Genomic DNA, 16518 nt, shown 5'->3' with positions numbered 1-16518 from the left:
GTGATTGCTTCCGTACTGGCCGCCAACCGGGGCGAGATCGCCTGCCGCGTCTTCCGCACCTGCCGCGACGCGGGCATCCGTACCGTCGCCGTGCACTCGGACGCCGACGAGAACGCCCTGCACACGCGCGTGGCCGACGTCGCCGTACGCCTGCCGGGCGCGTCGCCCGCCGACACCTACCTGCGCGGCGACCTGATCGTGAAGGCCGCCGTCGCCGCCGGCGCCGACGCCGTCCACCCCGGCTACGGCTTCCTGTCCGAGAACGCCGGCTTCGCCCGCGCCGTCCGGGACGCCGGCCTGGTGTGGATCGGGCCGCCGCCCGAGGCCATCGAGGCGATGGCGTCCAAGACCCGCGCCAGGGAACTGATGGGCATCGCGCCCCTCACCGACGTCACCGAGGCCGACCTGCCGGTGCTCGTGAAGGCGGCGGCGGGCGGCGGCGGACGCGGCATGCGCGTCGTACGCCGCCTCGCCGACCTCGACGCCGCGCTGACCGCCGCCCGCGCGGAGGCCGCGAGCGCCTTCGGCGACGGCGAGGTCTTCGTCGAGCCGTACCTGGAGAACGGCCGCCACGTCGAGGTGCAGATCCTCGCCGACACCCACGGCACCGTGTGGGCGCTGGGCACCCGCGACTGCTCCCTCCAGCGCCGCCACCAGAAGGTGATCGAGGAGGCCCCGGCACCCGGCCTCACCCCCGAACTGACCGCCGAACTCCACGACCTCGCCGTACGCGCGGCCCGCGCCGTGGACTACGTCGGGGCCGGGACCGTCGAGTTCCTCGTCGCCGACGGCACGGCGCACTTCCTGGAGATGAACACCCGCCTCCAGGTCGAACACCCCGTCACCGAAGCCGTCTTCGGCATCGACCTCGTCGCCCTCCAGCTCCGCGTCGCCGAAGGCCACGCCCTCGACACCGACCCCCCGCCCCCGCACGGCCACGCCGTCGAGGCCCGCCTGTACGCCGAGGACCCGGCGAACGGCTGGGCCCCGCAGACCGGCCGCCTGCACCGCCTCGCCGTGCCCGACGGCATCCGTCTGGACACCGGCTACACCGACGGCGACGACATCGGCGTCCACTACGACCCGATGCTCGCCAAGGCCGTCGCCCACGCGCCCACCCGCGCGGAAGCCGTCCGCCGCCTCGCCGGGGCTCTGGAACGGGCGGCCGTCCACGGCCCGGTCACCAACCGCGACCTGCTCGTCCGCTCCCTGCGCCACGAGGAGTTCACCTCCGGCCGCATGGACACCGGCTTCTACGACCGCCACCTCGCCGCCCTGACGCGGCCCGCCCCCGACCCCCTCGCCCCGCTCGCCGCCGCCCTCGCCGACGCGAGCACCCGCGCGGGACGCTTCGGCGGCTGGCGGAACCTGCCCTCGCAGCCGCAGGTCAAGCGGTACGCGATGGCGGGGGAGGAGCACGAGGTCCGCTACGCGCACACCCGCACCGGGCTCACCGCCGACGGCGTCCGTGTCGTCCACGCCGACGCCGAGAGGGTCGTCCTCGAAACGGACGGCGTACGCCGCCGCTTCGACATCGCCCGCTACGGCGACCGCATCCACGTCAACACCACCACCCTCACCGCCCTCCCCCGCTTTCCCGACCCCACCACCCACCACGCCCCCGGCTCCCTCCTGGCCCCCATGCCGGGCACCGTCGTCCGCGTCGCGGAGGGCCTCACGGAGGGCGCGACCGTCCAGGAGGGCCAGCCGCTGCTGTGGCTGGAGGCCATGAAGATGGAGCACAGGATCACGGCTCCGGCCACGGGAACACTGGCCGAGCTGAACGCCGTACCGGGGCAGCAGGTGACGGTCGGCTCCGTGCTGGCGGTGGTGCACGTGGCCTAGGGGCGCGACAGACCACAACGAACCCGGCACCCGAAGGAGCACAGTGACCACCCTCGTCGAATCCGAAGAGCACAAGTCCCTCCGCGCAGCGGTCGCGGCCTTCGCCAGGACCCAGCCCCACACCCTCGACGCCGAGGACAGCAAACGCCTCTGGCAGGCCGCCGCCAAGCTCGGCTACATAGGCGTCAACCTGCCGGAGGCATACGGCGGAGGCGGCGCCGGCATCACCGAACTCTCCCTCGTCCTCGAAGAACTGGGCGCCGCGGGCAACCCGCTCCTCATGATGATCGTCTCCCCGGCGATCTGCGGCACCGTCATCGCCCGCTTCGGCACCGAGGAGCAGAAACGCGAGTGGCTCCCGCGCCTCGCCGACGGCACCCGCCTGATGGCCTTCGGCATCACCGAACCCGACGCCGGTTCCAACAGCCACCGCATCACCACCACCGCCCGCCGCGACGCGGCCACCGGGGACTGGCTCCTCACCGGCCGCAAGGTCTTCGTCTCCGGCGTCGACATCGCCGACGCCACCCTGATCGTCGGCCGCACCGAAGACGCCCGCACCGGCAGGCTCAAGCCCTGCCTGTTCATCGTCCCGCGCGACGCCCCCGGCTTCGAGCGCCGCCCCATCGACATGGAACTCAGCGCCGTGGAGCGGCAGTTCGAGCTGACCCTGGACGACGTGCGGCTGCCCGCCGACGCCCTGGTCGGCGACGAGGACGCGGGCCTCCTGCAACTCTTCGCCGGACTCAACCCCGAACGCGTCATGACCGCCGCCTTCGGCATCGGCATGGGCCGCCACGCCCTGACCCGCGCCCTGGACTACGCCCGCGAGCGCACCGTCTGGAAGACCCCCATCGGCGCCCACCAGGCCATCGCCCACCCCCTCGCCCAGGCGCACATCGAACTCGAACTCGCCCGCCTGATGATGCAGAAGGCGGCCCACCTGTACGACGCGGGCGACGACGTGGGCGCGGGCGAGGCCGCCAACATGGCGAAGTACGCGGCCGGAGAGGCCTGTGTGAAGGCCGTCGACCAGGCCGCGCACACCCTCGGCGGCAACGGCCTCACCCGCGAGTACGGCCTCGGCCGCCTGATCACCGCCTCACGCGTCGCCCGTATCGCCCCCGTGAGCCGGGAGATGATCCTCAACTACGTCTCCCACCAGACCCTGGGCCTGCCCAAGTCCTACTAGGCCGCCACCAGTCCGCGTTGGAGGAACCGTGTTCCGCAGCGAGTACGCCGACGTCCCGCCGGTCGACCTGCCCATCCACGACGCCGTGCTCGGCGGGGCCGCCGCCTTCGGGGACGCGCCGGCGCTGGTCGACGGCACCGACGGCACCACCCTCACCTACGAGCAGGTGGACCGGTTCCACCGGCGGGTGGCCGCCGCCCTCGCCGAGACCGGCGTGCGCAAGGGCGACGTCCTGGCCCTGCACAGCCCCAACACCGTCGCCTTTCCCCTGGCCTTCTACGCCGCCACCCGCGCGGGCGCCTCCGTCACCACGGTGCACCCGCTCGCCACGGCGGAGGAGTTCGCCAAGCAGCTCCGGGACTGCTCCGCCCGCTGGATCGTCACCGTCTCACCCCTGCTGGACACCGCCCGCCGCGCCGCCGGACTCGCGGGCGGCGTCCAGGAGATCCTGGTCTGCGACAGCGCCCCCGGCCACCGCTCGCTCGCCGGCATGGCGGCCTCGACCGCCCCCGAACCGTCCGTCGCGATCGACCCGGCCGAGGACGTCGCCGCCCTGCCGTACTCCTCCGGCACCACCGGCACCCCCAAGGGCGTGATGCTCACCCACCGGCAGATCGCCACCAACCTCGCCCAGCTCCAGCCCCTCATGCCGGCCGCACCCGGCGACCGCGTCCTCGCCGTGCTGCCGTTCTTCCACATCTACGGCCTCACCGCCCTGATGAACGCCCCGCTCAGGCAAGGCGCCACCGTCGTCGTCCTGCCCCGCTTCGACCTGGAGCAGTTCCTCGCCGCCATCCAGGACCACCGCATCACCAGCCTCTACGTCGCCCCGCCGATCGTCCTGGCCCTGGCCAAGCACCCCCTGGTCGCCGACTACGACCTCTCCTCGCTGCGGTACGTCGTCAGCGCCGCCGCCCCCCTCGACGCCCGGCTCGCCGCCGCCTGCTCCCAGCGGCTCGGCCTGCCGCCCGTCGGCCAGGCCTACGGCATGACGGAACTGTCCCCGGGCACCCACGTCGTCCCCCTGGACGCCATGACCGACGCGCCGCCCGGCACCGTCGGCAAACTCGTGGCCGGCACCGAGATGCGCATCGTCTCCCTCACCGACCCCGGCAAGGACCTCCCCGCGGGCGAGTCCGGCGAGATCCTCATCCGCGGGCCCCAGATCATGAAGGGCTACCTGGGCCGCCCCGACGCCACCGCCGCGGTGATCGACACCGACGGCTGGCTGCACACCGGCGACGTCGGCCACGTGGACGCCGACGGCTGGCTGTTCGTCGTCGACCGCGTCAAGGAACTGATCAAGTACAAGGGTTTCCAGGTGGCCCCCGCCGAACTGGAGGCCCTCCTGCTCACCCACCCCGGCGTCGCCGACGCGGCCGTCGTCGGCGCGTACGACGCCGACGGCAACGAAGTGCCCCACGCCTTCGTCGTACGCCGGCCGGCCGCACCCGTACTCGCGGAGGGCGAGATCATGACGTACGTCGCCGAACGCGTCGCCCCCTACAAACGCGTCCGCAGGGTCACCTTCGTCGACACCGTCCCCCGCGCCGCCTCCGGCAAGATCCTGCGGCGCGAACTGAGGGGGCGGCAGTGACCCCGGCCGGCCACGTCGCCCGCAGGCGCGCGGGGGGCGTCGAGACCCTCGTCCTCGACTCCCCGCACAACCGCAACGCCCTCTCCGCCGCCCTCGTCGCGGACCTCGCCGCCGCGCTCACCGGGGCGGGCGAGGACCCCGGCGTGCGCGCCGTCGTCCTCACCCACACCGGGAACACCTTCAGCGCGGGCGCCGACCTGCGCGACCCGCCCGGCGCGGACGCCCTGGTCGGCCTCCTGCGGCAGATCGTCCAGGTACCCAAACCCGTGATCGCCCGTGTCGCCGGGCACGTCCGCGCGGGCGGCCTCGGCCTCGTCGCCGCCTGCGACGTCGCGGCGGCGGTCACCGAGTCGACGTTCGCCTTCACCGAGGTCCGCATCGGCGTGGCCCCCGCCGTCATCTCCCTGACCCTGCTGCCCCGCACCGACCCGCGCGCCCTCGCCCGCTACTACCTCACCGGCGAGCGCTTCGACGCCGCCGAGGCGGCCCGCATCGGCCTGGTCACGGCCGCGGGCGACGACGTGGACGCCGTACTGGAACCCGTCCTCGACGGTGTGCGCCGCGCCTCACCGCAGGGCCTGGCCGAGACGAAACGGCTGCTCACGGCTAGGGTGCTGGAGGCCTTCGACCGGGACGCGGCCGACCTGACCGCGCTCTCGGCCCGGCTGTTCGCCTCCCCGCAGGCCCGCGAGGGGATGACGGCCTTCCTCGAACGACGGGATCCGGAATGGGTGGTGTCAGCGGCGCCGTGACCTCGGCCGACCGCGCGGAGCGCGTCCCCAAGCAGGACCGCAGCCGGGCCACCCGGCAGCGGCTCCTGGCAGCCGCCGTGGCCTGCCTCGCCGAACGCGGCTGGGCCGGCTCCACGGTCTCCGTCGTCGCCGAACACGCCGGAGTCTCCCGCGGCGCCGCCCAGCACCACTTCCCGACCCGCGAGGACCTCTTCACCGCGGCCGTCGAGTACGTCGCGGAGGAGCGCTCCGTCGCCCTGCGCGCCCTCTTCCCCGAGGGCGCGGCCGCGGGCGACCGCCGCGCGGTGGTCGCCGCCCTCGTCGACCTCTACACCGGCCCGCTCTTCCGCGCCGCCCTGCACCTGTGGGTGGCCGCCTCCAACGAGGAGCAACTGCGCGACCGGGTCACCGAACTGGAGGCCCGCGTCGGCCGCGAGACCCACCGCATCGCCGTCGACCTCCTCGGCGCCGACGAAACCCGCCCCGGCACCCGCGAAACCGTCCAGGGCCTCCTCGACATGGCCCGCGGCCTGGGCCTGGCCAACCTCCTCACGGACGACGCGGCACGCCGTGAACGGGTGGTGGAGCAGTGGGCGCGGCTCCTGGACGCGGCACTGGGGGCCGACGGGACGGAACAGCAAAACCCCCGCTCCGTCTCGCCGTAGCAGCCATGGCGCGGAAAGGAGGCGGGCCGCCGTCCCGGCACGCACTGCGGAGCAGGGCTGATCCGGCGCAGGGGACACCGGCCGCCCGGTCCGCCGGGTGCCCGTGCGCTCACGGGCTCAGCCGCTCCACCCGCCAGCTCCCGCCGCCCTCCGCCACGTACCGCAGCCGGTCGTGCAGCCGGTTCTCGCGGCCCTGCCAGAACTCCACCGACTCCGGCACCACCCGGAACCCGCCCCAGTGCGGCGGCACCGGTACCTGCTCGCCCTCCGGATAGCGCGCCGCCAGCTCCGCGTACGCCCCGTCCAGGGCACGGCGGTCCGCCACCACCGAGGACTGGACGCTCGCCCAGGCGCCCAGTTGGGAGCCGTGCGGCCGGGTCCGGAAGTACGCGGCGGTCTCGTCCCGCCCGGTGCGGCGCGCCACGCCCGTGACCACGACCTGCCGGGCCATCGGATGCCAGGGGAAGAGCAGCGAGACGTGGGGGTTCGCCTCCAGCTCGCGCGCCTTGCGGGAGTCGTAGTTGGTGTAGAAGACGAACCCCTGCTCGTCGAAGTGCTTCAGCAGCACCGTGCGGGAGCTGGGCCGCCCCTCGGTGTCGGCCGTGGAGACCACCATGGCGTTCGGCTCGAACAGCCCGCCCGCCGTCGCCGCCTGCTGGAACCAGCGCGCGAACTGCTCGACGGGCGTCGCCGCCAGCTCGGTCTCGGACAGCCCCTGCGCGCGGTACTGCTTGCGCATCGAGGCGAGATCGAAGGGGACTGGGGCGGCGGCGGACACGGCTGACACGGCTGAATCGGCTTCGCGTTCGGTCACGCCGCCCATCCTGCCGTATCCGCCCGGCCCGCCGGCCGGGATGGCACCCGGTGCCGCACCCTCTCCCCAAGCACGGCGGGCGGGGATATGGTTCTTGGTCCCGCTCCGGCCGGATGAGCGACGGCCGCGCGGGGCATCACAGGGGTGACCGCCGGGACCGCGAGTCGCACACGGACCGTGGATCCATGGAGGCGCCGCACCGCCTCCGCCCAGGTCGCCGCAGACCACTGATCACGAGGAGCCGCCTGATGTCCGACTTCGTACCCGGGCTAGAGGGAGTCGTCGCCTTCGAGACGGAGATCGCCGAACCCGACAAGGAGGGCGGCGCCCTTCGCTACCGCGGCGTCGACATCGAGGACCTGGTCGGCCACGTCTCCTTCGGCAACGTCTGGGGACTGCTCGTCGACGGGGCCTTCAACCCCGGCCTGCCGCCCGCCGAGCCGTTCCCCATCCCCGTGCACTCCGGCGACATCAGGGTCGACGTCCAGTCCGCCCTCGCCATGCTCGCACCGGCCTGGGGCCTCAAACCCCTCCTGGACATCGACGCCGCCCAGGCCCGCGACGACCTCGCCCGCGCCGCCGTCATGGCCCTGTCCTACGTCGCCCAGTCGGCGCGCGGCCAGAGCCTGCCCATGGTTCCGCAGCGCGAGATCGACAAGGCCCGGTCGGTGGTCGAACGCTTCATGATCCGCTGGCGCGGCGAACCCGACCCCAAGCACGTCGCCGCCGTCGACGCCTACTGGACCTCCGCCGCCGAGCACGGCATGAACGCCTCCACCTTCACCGCCCGCGTCATCGCCTCCACCGGCGCGGACGTGGCCGCCGCCCTCTCCGGGGCCGTGGGCGCCATGTCCGGCCCGCTGCACGGCGGCGCCCCCTCGCGCGTTCTGCACATGATCGAGGAGATCGAGCGCACCGGCGACGCCGAGGCCTACGTCAGGAAGACGCTCGACGCGGGCGAACGCCTCATGGGCTTCGGCCACCGCGTCTACCGCGCCGAGGACCCCCGCGCCCGCGTCCTGCGCCGCACCGCTCGCGAACTGGGCGCTCCGCGCTACGAGGTCGCCGAGGCGCTGGAGAAGGCCGCCCTCGCCGAACTCCACGCCCGCCGCCCCGACCGGGTCCTGGCCACCAACGTCGAGTTCTGGGCCGCCATCATGCTGGACTTCGCCGAGGTCCCGGCCCACATGTTCACCTCGATGTTCACGTGCGCCCGCACGGCCGGCTGGTCCGCGCACATCCTGGAACAGAAGCGCACCGGCCGCCTGGTCCGCCCCTCCGCCCGCTACGTGGGCCCGGGCACCCGCGACCCGCGCGAGATCGAGGGCTACGCCGACATCGCGGGCTGACGCCCACGGAACGCAGACGACCCGCGAGTCTGGTTCCTCCGTGGAGGAGCCGGCCGGACGTACCGGCGACTCGCGGGTCGGGTGACTGCGATGGATTGGCCGGCTGCGTGCATTGCGCACACGCGGGTCCGGCACCGCACAGGATGTGGTGACGGGCCGCTAGCCCGCAGCCACCTCTTCCGTCCGGTATTCACACATTTGCCGAACCACCTCCTTTCCGAAGTGACACCCACACTAGGAAGCCGTCGGCCGCGGATCAACCCATTTCTTTCCGGGCTTTCCCGATACGACGCCGCGCACGGGAACCGCAGGCCGAGCCCCGGCCGAACCCCGGTCGAGCCCCGGCCGGCTCCCGGGCGGGGCGCTGTGCGGAGGCGGCGCGCGCAGGGGCCGGGTCCCGGTCACCGCCGCGCCTCCACCTCGCCGGCCAGGTCCAGCGCCGTCGCGATGCGGACCGCCACGTCCTCCGCATACATCACGTCCGGGCGCTCGAAGGTGCTGCGGCCCGCGCCCCGCAGGAAGGTGACGACGCCCAGGGTCCGGCCGCGGCTGCGCAGCACCGTGCACAGGCCGTGCACCGTGTCCGCGGGCCACTGCCGGGCCGCCGCCCACCGCCGCACCTGCTCCTCGGGCACCGTCCGCACCCCGGCGCTGGCCCGCACGGAGCCCGCCCGCTCGACGCACTGGACGGCGGGGTGCCCCTCGCCGTAGCGGACCGGCATGCCCGAGGCCCCGGACGGCACGCTCGGTCCCGGCGCCCCGGAGGGGGTGGCCGCGACCCGCACCAGCCGCACCGGCTCGGCCGCGTCGGTGTCCGCCGCCGCGCCCCCGACGACCCGGTCGATCAGGGCGTGGTCGGCGAATCCGGCCAGCGCGAAGTCCAGGTGGACGATCGCGGCCTCCGCAGGGTCCTCGCACTCGGCGGCGGCACGGGCCGCCCGGTGCAACTGGTTGGCCCGGAAGCGCAGCAGCGCCGCCTCCTGCTCGCCCTGCTTCGACTCCGTGACGTCCTGGAACAGCCAGCCGACGCCCAGCGGCACCGGCTCCTCCGCGAGCGGCGAGGCCAGCCGCACGAAGCCGCTGCGCCAGCACCGGCGCCGCTCGCCCTCCGGCGTGCGCAGGCTCACCCACACCTCGGCCGGTGCGGGCGGCGCGCCCTCGGCGAGGACGTGCGTCAGCGCGTTCTCCAGCTCCTCGACGCCCTGGGAGAGCAGCTCACCGAGCGGCCGTCCCAGCACGGACGTGCGTCCGGCGCCCAGGGCCCGCGCCGCGTGCGCGTTGACCACGGCCGGCCGCAGATCGGCGTCCACGAGGACCACGCCCCAGCTCGCGTCCTCCAGCAGGGCCTCGCTCAGGGCGATGGAGCGCTCCAGGTCGATCTGCGCGTGCACCTCGCTGAACGCGCAGTACACCCCGGCGGGCCGCCCGTCGGGGCCGCGGACCGCCGCCGACTGGGTGCGCACCAGCACCCGGCCGCCGTCCTTGGTCAGCAGCGCGAACTCGTGCACCTGGCGCCCCGGTGCCCGCATCGCGGACAGCAGCCGGTCCTCCACCTCCCCGGCGTCCGCGCTGCGCACGGCCCACCCGGCGAAGCCCTGGCGTCCCACGGCCTCGGCCGCGCTCCAGCCCAGGATCCGCTCCGCCTCGCGGTTCCAGTGCGTCACGACCCCTTCCGCGTCGAAGGCGCACAGGGCCGCGTCCATGCCGTCGAGGAGCGCGGCCAGCAGGTCCGCGCCGTCCCGCTCGGGCTGGTCCGGCTCGTCCGGCCCCAGCTCGTCGGTGGTCCCACTACGCCGGGAAGCACTCACCTGGACCCCCTGCAGGCTGCGTCCGCCGTTCCGTACGTCGGTTCGCTCACTGGCCTTCATTCAACTCGAACGTGACGCAGCGCACGTCGAGTTCCCGCAAGTTCGCGAAATCGTTGTACTGCGGAAACACGGCATACGCCTCCGTCATGACGGCGGCACGAAGGGGCACGCCCGGGCCGTGTCCGATCCGCTCGACGAAGGCCGTCCCCCGACCGCCGACCGCCTCAGCGGCGGTAGAAGATCCGGTCGCCGTACCGGTCCAGCACGCGGCCGTTCCACTCGTGGCCGCCGTCCACGTTGCCCGAGCGGAGCAGCGGGGGTTCGATGCCGCGGTCGGCGAGGGCGGCGGCCGCCGTGGCGGTCACGGCCTGCATGAGGGCGCTGGTGACGACCGTGGAGGCGGGGGCGAAGGGGGCGGGGACGGTGTCCAGGGTGAGTTCCGCGTCGCCCACGGCGATCTTGGAGTCCAGCACGATGTCGCAGTGGTCCTTGAGGAACGTGCCCGAGGCGTGCCGCGACGTCGTCTCCGAGGCGTACGCCACCGAGGTCACGCCGATGACCCGGACGCCGAGCGCGCGGGCGTTCACGGCCATCTCCACGGGCAGGGCGTTGCGCCCGGACAGGGAGACGATCACCAGGGCGTCGCCCGCGCGGAGCGGGGAGGAGTCGAGGACGGCGCCCGCCAGGCCGTCGACGCGTTCCAGGGCGGAGCCGAGCGTGGCCGGCATGACGTCCACGCCGACGACGCCGGGCACGGCGAGCAGGTTCATCAGGGCGAGACCGCCGGCGCGGTACACGACGTCCTGGGCGGCGAGGGAGGAGTGCCCGGCGCCGAAGGCGAAGAGCCGGCCCCCGCTCTGCACGGTGTCGGCGAGCAGGGTGCCGGCCGCCTCGATGCTCTCCGCCTCCTCGTCGCGGACGCGTCGCAGGAGGTCGATCGCCGCGTCGAGGAACTGTCCGGCCGGCTTGCGGTCGCTCATGCGGGACCCCTTCGGAGTGGCTGCGTCGCGGATCACGGTGCGGTCTGGACCAGCGCGGTGTCAATACGGCGTCGACGCGGCGTCGACGCGGCGGCGGGGGCCCGAGCGGGGGCGGCCGGGCCCGGCTTTCCGCGGCGAGGCACGGTTGTCGGTGGTATGCGTCAGAATTGGTGACAGGGCCAGCGCACGCGCCGGTGGGCCGCAGCCTCCGGCAATCTCATCGAGGGGCACGTATGTCCGGACTGATTGACACCACGGAGATGTACCTCCGCACCATCCTGGAGCTGGAGGAGGAAGGTGTGGTCCCGATGCGCGCCCGGATCGCCGAGCGGCTCGACCAGAGCGGTCCGACGGTCAGCCAGACGGTGGCGCGGATGGAGCGTGACGGCCTGGTCTCCGTGGCGGCCGACCGGCACCTCGAGCTGACCGACGAGGGCAGGCGGCTGGCGACGCGCGTGATGCGCAAGCACCGGCTCGCGGAGTGTCTGCTCGTCGACGTGATCGGCCTGGAGTGGGAGCAGGTGCACGCGGAGGCGTGCCGCTGGGAGCACGTGATGAGCGAGGCGGTCGAGCGCCGCGTCCTGGAGCTGCTGCGGCACCCGACCGAGTCGCCGTACGGCAACCCGATCCCGGGCCTGGAGGAGCTGGGCGAGACGGACGGGGCCGATCCCTTCCTGGACGAGGGCATGGTGTCCCTCGCCGACCTCGACCCGGGCGCCGAGGGCAAGACGGTCGTCGTGCGCCGGATCGGCGAGCCGATCCAGACGGACGCGCAGCTCATGTACACGCTGCGCCGGGCGGGTGTGCAGCCCGGTTCGGTGGTGAGCGTGACCGAGTCGGCGGGCGGTGTGCTGGTGGGCAGCAGCGGGGAGGCCGCCGAGCTGGAGGCGGAGACCGCCTCCCACGTGTTCGTCGCCAAGCGCTGACCGGCGGGGCCGGAGACAGGGGGGCGGACATGCCGGAGAGACGGAGAGGGCCCCGGCGCCACAGGGCGCCGGGGCCTGTCCTCCCCTGTACTGACCTGGAGCCCCGAGCTCTCAAGGTCAATCCCGTCGGACCGGTTTCCCCGAGCGGTCCGCCTCCCGTTGAAGATCTCCCCTGGGCGACGTCGATCAATCCCTGACCGGTGTCACTCGAATGAGGGGTGTTGTTCGGCGAGCGGGCTTTTTCGAATGGTTATTCGATAATCTCGGTACTCTGCACGGCAGGCAGGACACGGTTCACAGGACCGGCCGGTCCGCGAGGGTGGGCGGGTCCGAGCGGAGCTTGGGGGTGCCAGGACCAATGGCGCGGCGCATCGACGTGACCGGCGCGGGCGGCGTACGCCTGGCCGCCTGGGAGTTCGGCGACCCTCCCAAGACCGACCGGCCCGATCAGACCGACCGGCCCGATCAGACCGGCCGAACGCACGACCTGCCCGGTGTGCTGTTACTGCACGGCCTGATGGGCCGCGCCTCGCACTGGGCGCCCACGGCCCGCTGGCTCTCCGCCCGCCACCGTGCCGTCGCCCTCGACCAGCGCGGCCACGGCCGCAGCGACAAGCCCCCGCAGGCCGCCTACACCCGCGATGCCTACGTCGGAGACGTCGAGGCCGCCCTGGAGCAGCTCCGCCTCGGCCCGGCCGTCCTCGTCGGCCACGCCATGGGCGCGCTGACCGCCTGGCAGCTCGCCGCGAAACGCCCCGACCTGGTCCGCGGTCTGGTCATCTGCGACATGCGCGCCTCGGCCCTCGGCGCCGCCTCCCAGCACACCTGGGCCGAGTGGTTCCGCGCCTGGCCGGTCCCCTTCGCCACGCTCGCCGACGTCCGCAAGTGGTTCGGCGAGGACGACCCGTGGGTGGAGCGCCCGAACCCGGCCCGCGGCGAGTTCTACGCCGAGGTGATGGCCGAGTCCCCGGACGGCTGGCGCCCCGTCTTCGACCCCGGGCAGATGCTGCGCTCCCGCGAGACCTGGGTCTACGACGCCCACTGGGAGGAGCTGGCCCAGGTGCGCTGCCCCACCCTGGTCGTGCGCGGCCTCGACGGCGAGCTGGGCCGCGCCGAGGCCCAGGAGATGGTCCGCGTCCTGCCGGACGGGCGGTACGCGGAGGTCGCCGACGCCGGCCACCTCGTCCACTACGACCAGCCGGAGGCGTGGCGGGCGGCCATCGAACCCTTCCTGGACACGCTCCGGGACGCGTGACACCCCCAGCGCCCCAGGGCGGCCCGGTCACCCCTTGCTGACCGCCGTCAGGATCTCCGGCAGCCGCCGTGCCGTGCGCGGCGCGGCCAGCCGCAGGCCCAGCAGCGTCAGCGCCGCGCCGTACACCGCGCCCGCCGGCAGCAGCACCCAGCCGGTGTCCCCGGCGCCCTCGCTCACGTGCACCCAGATCGTCAGTGCGATCACGGGCGCGCACAGCAGGGCCGCGCCCGCCATCCCGCCGAAGATCGAGATCCAGGCCAGCCCGACCTGCCCAGGGGCGACGTTCTTGTACCCCTCCTGCGGGATGGAGTACGGGAAGCGCGCCGAGGTCCACGCCCCGGTCGCCAGCATCGCCCCGAGCAGCGCGTAGGACAGGCCGAGCGCCTCGGGCAGGGTCCGCCAGTCGTCGAGCATCGCGGTGGTCAGGACCGTCACCAGGGTGGCGTACGGCAGCGTGATCAGCAGCAGCGCCAGTGCGCGGGCGCGCAGTTCGACGTAGGCGTCCCTGGTCGAGGAGATGGTCATGGCGACCATCCAGAACGCGGACGTGTCCTGGCCGAACTGGTTGTACATCTGGATGCCGAGCATCCCGGCGGCGAAGCAGGCGAAGTAGACCGAGCCGGTGCCCTGCCAGGCGTTGAACACCGGCACGATCAAGCCGATGGCCAGCGAGGTCACCCACGCCGCCTTGGTCTTGGGGTCGCGCCACACGTAGCGCAGGGCGCGTTCCATGGTGGTGCCGGTACGGCCCGCCGGCAGCCACCGCGCGGACCCGGCCGGGCCGCGCTCGCGCACGGCACCGGTGTCGCTCCGCAGCGTCGAGCCGTCGGGCGCCGTCATCAGCCGCGTCAGGTGCCCCGCCCACACCCGCAGCAGCAGCACCAGCGCCGCGGCCGTCAGCGCCAATTGCGCCACCGCGACGCCGTACGCCCCGTCGCTCGCCGCGTCCATCGCCCCGACCGCCGACGCGGGCGGCACCCAGCGCACCACGTCGGCCACCGGGTCCAGCTCGCCGAGCCCCGAGGAGCCCAGCCGCTGCGCGCCGAAGTTGACGAGCTGCGCGCCGACGGCGACGACCAGCCCGCTGAGCACCGCGAGATCGCGCCCCTTGCGGCTGGTCAGCAGCCGTACGTTGGCGGCGGCGACGGCGCGCGCCAGGGTCACGCACACCAGCAGCGCGAGGACCGCCCCGACGGCCCCGACGGCGTACGCCGCCCCGCCGTGCGCGACCGCGACCACGGAACCGGCGAACAGGCACAGTGTGAACAGCGGTCCGATGCCGATCAGCGAGGACGTGAGCAGGGCCCGCACCAGGGGGCCGGGCCGCAGCGGCAGCATCACCAGCCGGGTCGGGTCGAGGGTCTCGTCGCCGCCCGGGAAGAACAGCGGCATCACCGCCCAGCCGAGGGCGAGCACCGCGGCCAGCAGGACGACCAGGGAGTCCACGTGCGCGTACCCGCGCAGCGCGATCAGGCCCAGGAGCTGGAGCGCGGTGAAGAGCAGGACGACGGCGGCCGAGGCGATGTAGGCGGCCCGCCGCCCGCCGGACTGGCGCAGCCCGTTGCGCAGGAGCGACAGCTTCAGCCGCACGAAGACCGAGGTGAGGGAGGGGACGGCCCCGTTCGCGGGGGACGGAGCCGATGCGTCCGGTGCGGCGGCCGGCGCGCTCATCGGGCCCCGCCGCCCAGCCAGTCCAGGTCGGACCCGGCGTCCCGGCCGCCCGCGCCGACGAGTTCGAGGAACGCCTCCTGCAGCGAGGCCGCCCCGCCGCGCACCTCGGCGAGGGTGCCGGTGGCGCGGATGCGGCCGGCCGCCATGACGGCCACCCAGTCGCACAGCGACTCCACCAGCTCCATGACGTGGGAGGAGAAGACGACGGTGGCGCCGGAGGCGGTGTAGCGCTCCAGGACTCCCCGGATGGTCTGCGCGGAGACGGGATCGACGCCCTCGAACGGCTCGTCCAGGAACAGCACTTCGGGGTTGTGCAGCAGCGCCGCGGCGAGCCCGGTCTTCTTGCGCATGCCGGTCGAGTAGTCGACGACCAGCTTGTGCTGGGCCCCCGCGAGATCGAGCACGTCGAGCAACTGTGTGGCCCGCCTGTCCACCTCGTCGCCGGGCAGACCGCGCAACCGGCCCGTGTAGCCGAGCAGTTCGCGCCCCGACAGCCGCTCGAACAGCCGCAGCCCCTCGGGCAGCACCCCGATCCTGGCCTTCACCTCGGCCGGGTCCCGCCACACGTCGTGCCCGACGACCTCGACCGTCCCCCGGTCCGGCCGCAGCAGTCCGGTCACCATGGAGAGAGTGGTGGTCTTCCCGGCCCCGTTGGGCCCGACGAGCCCGATGAACTTCCCGGCGGGCAACTCCAGATCGATCCCGGCCACGGCGACCTGTTCCCCGAACCGCTTCCAGAGCCCCTGCACCCGTACGGCGCTGCTGCCACCCATCACGTCTCCCTCCGTCGGCTCCGACCCTACGGGGGGAGCAGCGCCGGCAAGGGGCGCGGGGAGCCGGGTGAACACCACGGGCCGGCCCGCAGCCGCCGGGAGACCGGCCACCCGGCGGACGAACAGGCGCCCCTAACGATCCCTGCCGCACGCGTACACCAACGCCGGGATCAGCTCCTCCACATCCGGCAGCCACCGATTCGCGGCGCTCGGCCGGCAGGCCCACTGCACCGCCCCCCACGTCCCGCACCGCGTGGGCGGCGCCACCACGTACGCCCCCTCCCCGAGCACGGCCAGGTCGAGGGCCTGGGGCGCCCACCCCAGCCGCCGTACGAGATCCGGTGCCTTCGCCTCCGCCCCCGGCAGGACGAAGAACCGCATCCGCCGGTCCGGCGCCAGCGCCACCGGTCCCGGCGTCAGCCCCATCCGCTGCATCCGGGCCAGCGCCAGGAACCCGGCGCTCTCCGGCACGTCGACCGCGTCGAAGGTCCGTCCCGTCGGCAGCAGGATCGACGCCGACTGCTGCTTCTGCCACATCCGCCGGGCGACGGTCGCGCTGCCCGTGGCGTGCGCCGCCCAGTCCTCGCGCGCCGGGTGCGCGCCCGGCGCGCGGCACGCCGGGTCACCGCAGGAGCAGCGGTGCGTCCCGTCGGCGGGCACCAGCCAGGTGCCGGGAAGGACGTCCCAGTGACGCTCCTCGGCGTAGCGAACGGCGGTCTCCAGCAGCGAGGTGCCGCGCTGCTGCGGGATCTGGGCGGCTTCGGTGCCGGGGATGGTCTCTTCCACGTCACCCTCAACTCCCGGGCCCACCAGGGGTTACGGGACCGGCGCGCGCGGGGGAGGTGCATCGGCACGGAGTTCGGGGCGCATGGGTGCACATACGGGGGCGCGCAGGAGGATTCGGCGCGGGAG

14 protein-coding genes are annotated in these 16518 nt (G+C 74.0%); 8 read left to right on the top strand and 6 right to left on the bottom strand.

Features of this window, described 5'->3' with window-relative positions:
- The 5 genes from IG88_RS0108760 to IG88_RS0108740 are packed head-to-tail and all read left to right on the top strand — an operon-like array spanning position 1 to position 6030.
- The gene (locus IG88_RS0108760) at positions 1-1845 is read left to right on the top strand and encodes an acetyl/propionyl/methylcrotonyl-CoA carboxylase subunit alpha (RefSeq protein WP_031037034.1); all 1845 of its coding nucleotides are present in this window, start codon (positions 1-3) and stop codon (positions 1843-1845) included.
- A gap of 43 nt (positions 1846-1888) precedes the next feature.
- The gene (locus tag IG88_RS0108755; RefSeq protein ID WP_031037032.1) at positions 1889-3037 is read left to right on the top strand and encodes an acyl-CoA dehydrogenase family protein; all 1149 of its coding nucleotides are present in this window, start codon (positions 1889-1891) and stop codon (positions 3035-3037) included.
- A gap of 28 nt (positions 3038-3065) precedes the next feature.
- Positions 3066-4634, top strand: coding sequence for a 4-coumarate--CoA ligase family protein (locus tag IG88_RS0108750; RefSeq protein ID WP_031037030.1), 1569 nt, complete (start codon positions 3066-3068; stop codon positions 4632-4634).
- On the top strand, positions 4631-5386 hold the full coding sequence (locus tag IG88_RS0108745; RefSeq protein ID WP_031037028.1) for an enoyl-CoA hydratase family protein: 756 nt from the start codon (positions 4631-4633) through the stop codon (positions 5384-5386). Before IG88_RS0108750 ends, IG88_RS0108745 begins: the two co-directional genes overlap by 4 nt.
- On the top strand, positions 5362-6030 hold the full coding sequence (locus IG88_RS0108740; protein WP_051851840.1) for a TetR/AcrR family transcriptional regulator: 669 nt from the start codon (positions 5362-5364) through the stop codon (positions 6028-6030). Before IG88_RS0108745 ends, IG88_RS0108740 begins: the two co-directional genes overlap by 25 nt.
- 109 nt (positions 6031-6139) lie before the next feature.
- On the opposite strand, the gene pdxH is transcribed toward IG88_RS0108740, so the two are convergent.
- Entirely contained in the window at positions 6140-6853 is a 714-nt protein-coding gene (gene pdxH / locus IG88_RS0108735; protein WP_031037024.1) for a pyridoxamine 5'-phosphate oxidase, read from the bottom strand.
- Between the two features lie 239 nt (positions 6854-7092).
- Here pdxH and IG88_RS0108730 point away from each other — a divergent pair, with 239 nt between their 5' ends.
- The gene (locus tag IG88_RS0108730; RefSeq protein WP_031037022.1) at positions 7093-8193 is read left to right on the top strand and encodes a citrate synthase 2; all 1101 of its coding nucleotides are present in this window, start codon (positions 7093-7095) and stop codon (positions 8191-8193) included.
- A gap of 401 nt (positions 8194-8594) precedes the next feature.
- Here the strand turns inward: IG88_RS0108730 and IG88_RS0108725 are convergent, their stop codons facing one another.
- The gene (locus tag IG88_RS0108725) at positions 8595-10061 is read right to left on the bottom strand and encodes a PAS domain-containing protein (protein WP_051851839.1); all 1467 of its coding nucleotides are present in this window, start codon (positions 10059-10061) and stop codon (positions 8595-8597) included.
- 164 nt (positions 10062-10225) lie between these two features.
- The gene (locus IG88_RS0108715) at positions 10226-10981 is read right to left on the bottom strand and encodes an SIS domain-containing protein (protein WP_031037000.1); all 756 of its coding nucleotides are present in this window, start codon (positions 10979-10981) and stop codon (positions 10226-10228) included.
- Between the two features lie 233 nt (positions 10982-11214).
- Between IG88_RS0108715 and IG88_RS0108710 the strand changes: the two genes are divergently transcribed.
- A complete protein-coding gene (locus tag IG88_RS0108710; protein WP_030399315.1) occupies positions 11215-11907 on the top strand; it encodes a metal-dependent transcriptional regulator in 693 nt (230 codons plus the stop codon).
- 358 nt (positions 11908-12265) lie between these two features.
- On the top strand, positions 12266-13162 hold the full coding sequence (locus IG88_RS0108705) for an alpha/beta fold hydrolase (RefSeq protein WP_031036998.1): 897 nt from the start codon (positions 12266-12268) through the stop codon (positions 13160-13162).
- Between the two features lie 27 nt (positions 13163-13189).
- Here IG88_RS0108705 and IG88_RS0108700 read toward each other — a convergent pair whose 3' ends face one another.
- From IG88_RS0108700 to IG88_RS0108690, 3 genes are all read right to left on the bottom strand, one after another.
- The gene (locus IG88_RS0108700) at positions 13190-14833 is read right to left on the bottom strand and encodes a hypothetical protein (protein WP_051851838.1); all 1644 of its coding nucleotides are present in this window, start codon (positions 14831-14833) and stop codon (positions 13190-13192) included.
- Positions 14830-15606: an ABC transporter ATP-binding protein gene (locus tag IG88_RS0108695; protein ID WP_031036995.1), complete on the bottom strand. Its 777-nt coding sequence runs from the start codon at positions 15604-15606 to the stop codon at positions 14830-14832. Before IG88_RS0108695 ends, IG88_RS0108700 begins: the two co-directional genes overlap by 4 nt.
- Positions 15607-15738: 132 nt before the next feature.
- Positions 15739-16392 carry a bifunctional DNA primase/polymerase gene (locus IG88_RS0108690; protein ID WP_031036991.1) on the bottom strand — a complete coding sequence of 218 codons (654 nt, stop codon included), beginning with the start codon at positions 16390-16392 and terminating at the stop codon, positions 15739-15741.
- Positions 16393-16518: the final 126 nt, after the last annotated feature.

This window comes from Streptomyces sp. NRRL F-5650 (genome assembly GCF_000721365.1).
In the GTDB taxonomy this organism is placed as follows: Bacteria; Actinomycetota; Actinomycetes; order Streptomycetales; family Streptomycetaceae; genus Streptomyces; species Streptomyces ardesiacus.
Note: the sequence above shows the minus strand (reverse complement) of the source record. Positions and strands in the feature narration are given on the sequence as shown.

Bases quoted from the DNA above. Each gene is read 5' to 3' on its own strand.
- IG88_RS0108740 (WP_051851840.1), top strand. From the start codon at position 5,362: ATGGGTGGTGTCAGCGGCGCCGTGACCTCGGCCGACCGCGCGGAGCGC.
- pdxH (WP_031037024.1), bottom strand. From the start codon at position 6,853: ATGGGCGGCGTGACCGAACGCGAAGCCGATTCAGCCGTGTCAGCCGTG.
- IG88_RS0108730 (WP_031037022.1), top strand. From the start codon at position 7,093: ATGTCCGACTTCGTACCCGGGCTAGAGGGAGTCGTCGCCTTCGAGACG.
- IG88_RS0108725 (WP_051851839.1), bottom strand. From the start codon at position 10,061: ATGAAGGCCAGTGAGCGAACCGACGTACGGAACGGCGGACGCAGCCTG.
- IG88_RS0108715 (WP_031037000.1), bottom strand. From the start codon at position 10,981: ATGAGCGACCGCAAGCCGGCCGGACAGTTCCTCGACGCGGCGATCGAC.
- IG88_RS0108710 (WP_030399315.1), top strand. From the start codon at position 11,215: ATGTCCGGACTGATTGACACCACGGAGATGTACCTCCGCACCATCCTG.
- IG88_RS0108705 (WP_031036998.1), top strand. From the start codon at position 12,266: ATGGCGCGGCGCATCGACGTGACCGGCGCGGGCGGCGTACGCCTGGCC.
- IG88_RS0108700 (WP_051851838.1), bottom strand. From the start codon at position 14,833: ATGAGCGCGCCGGCCGCCGCACCGGACGCATCGGCTCCGTCCCCCGCG.
- IG88_RS0108695 (WP_031036995.1), bottom strand. From the start codon at position 15,606: ATGGGTGGCAGCAGCGCCGTACGGGTGCAGGGGCTCTGGAAGCGGTTC.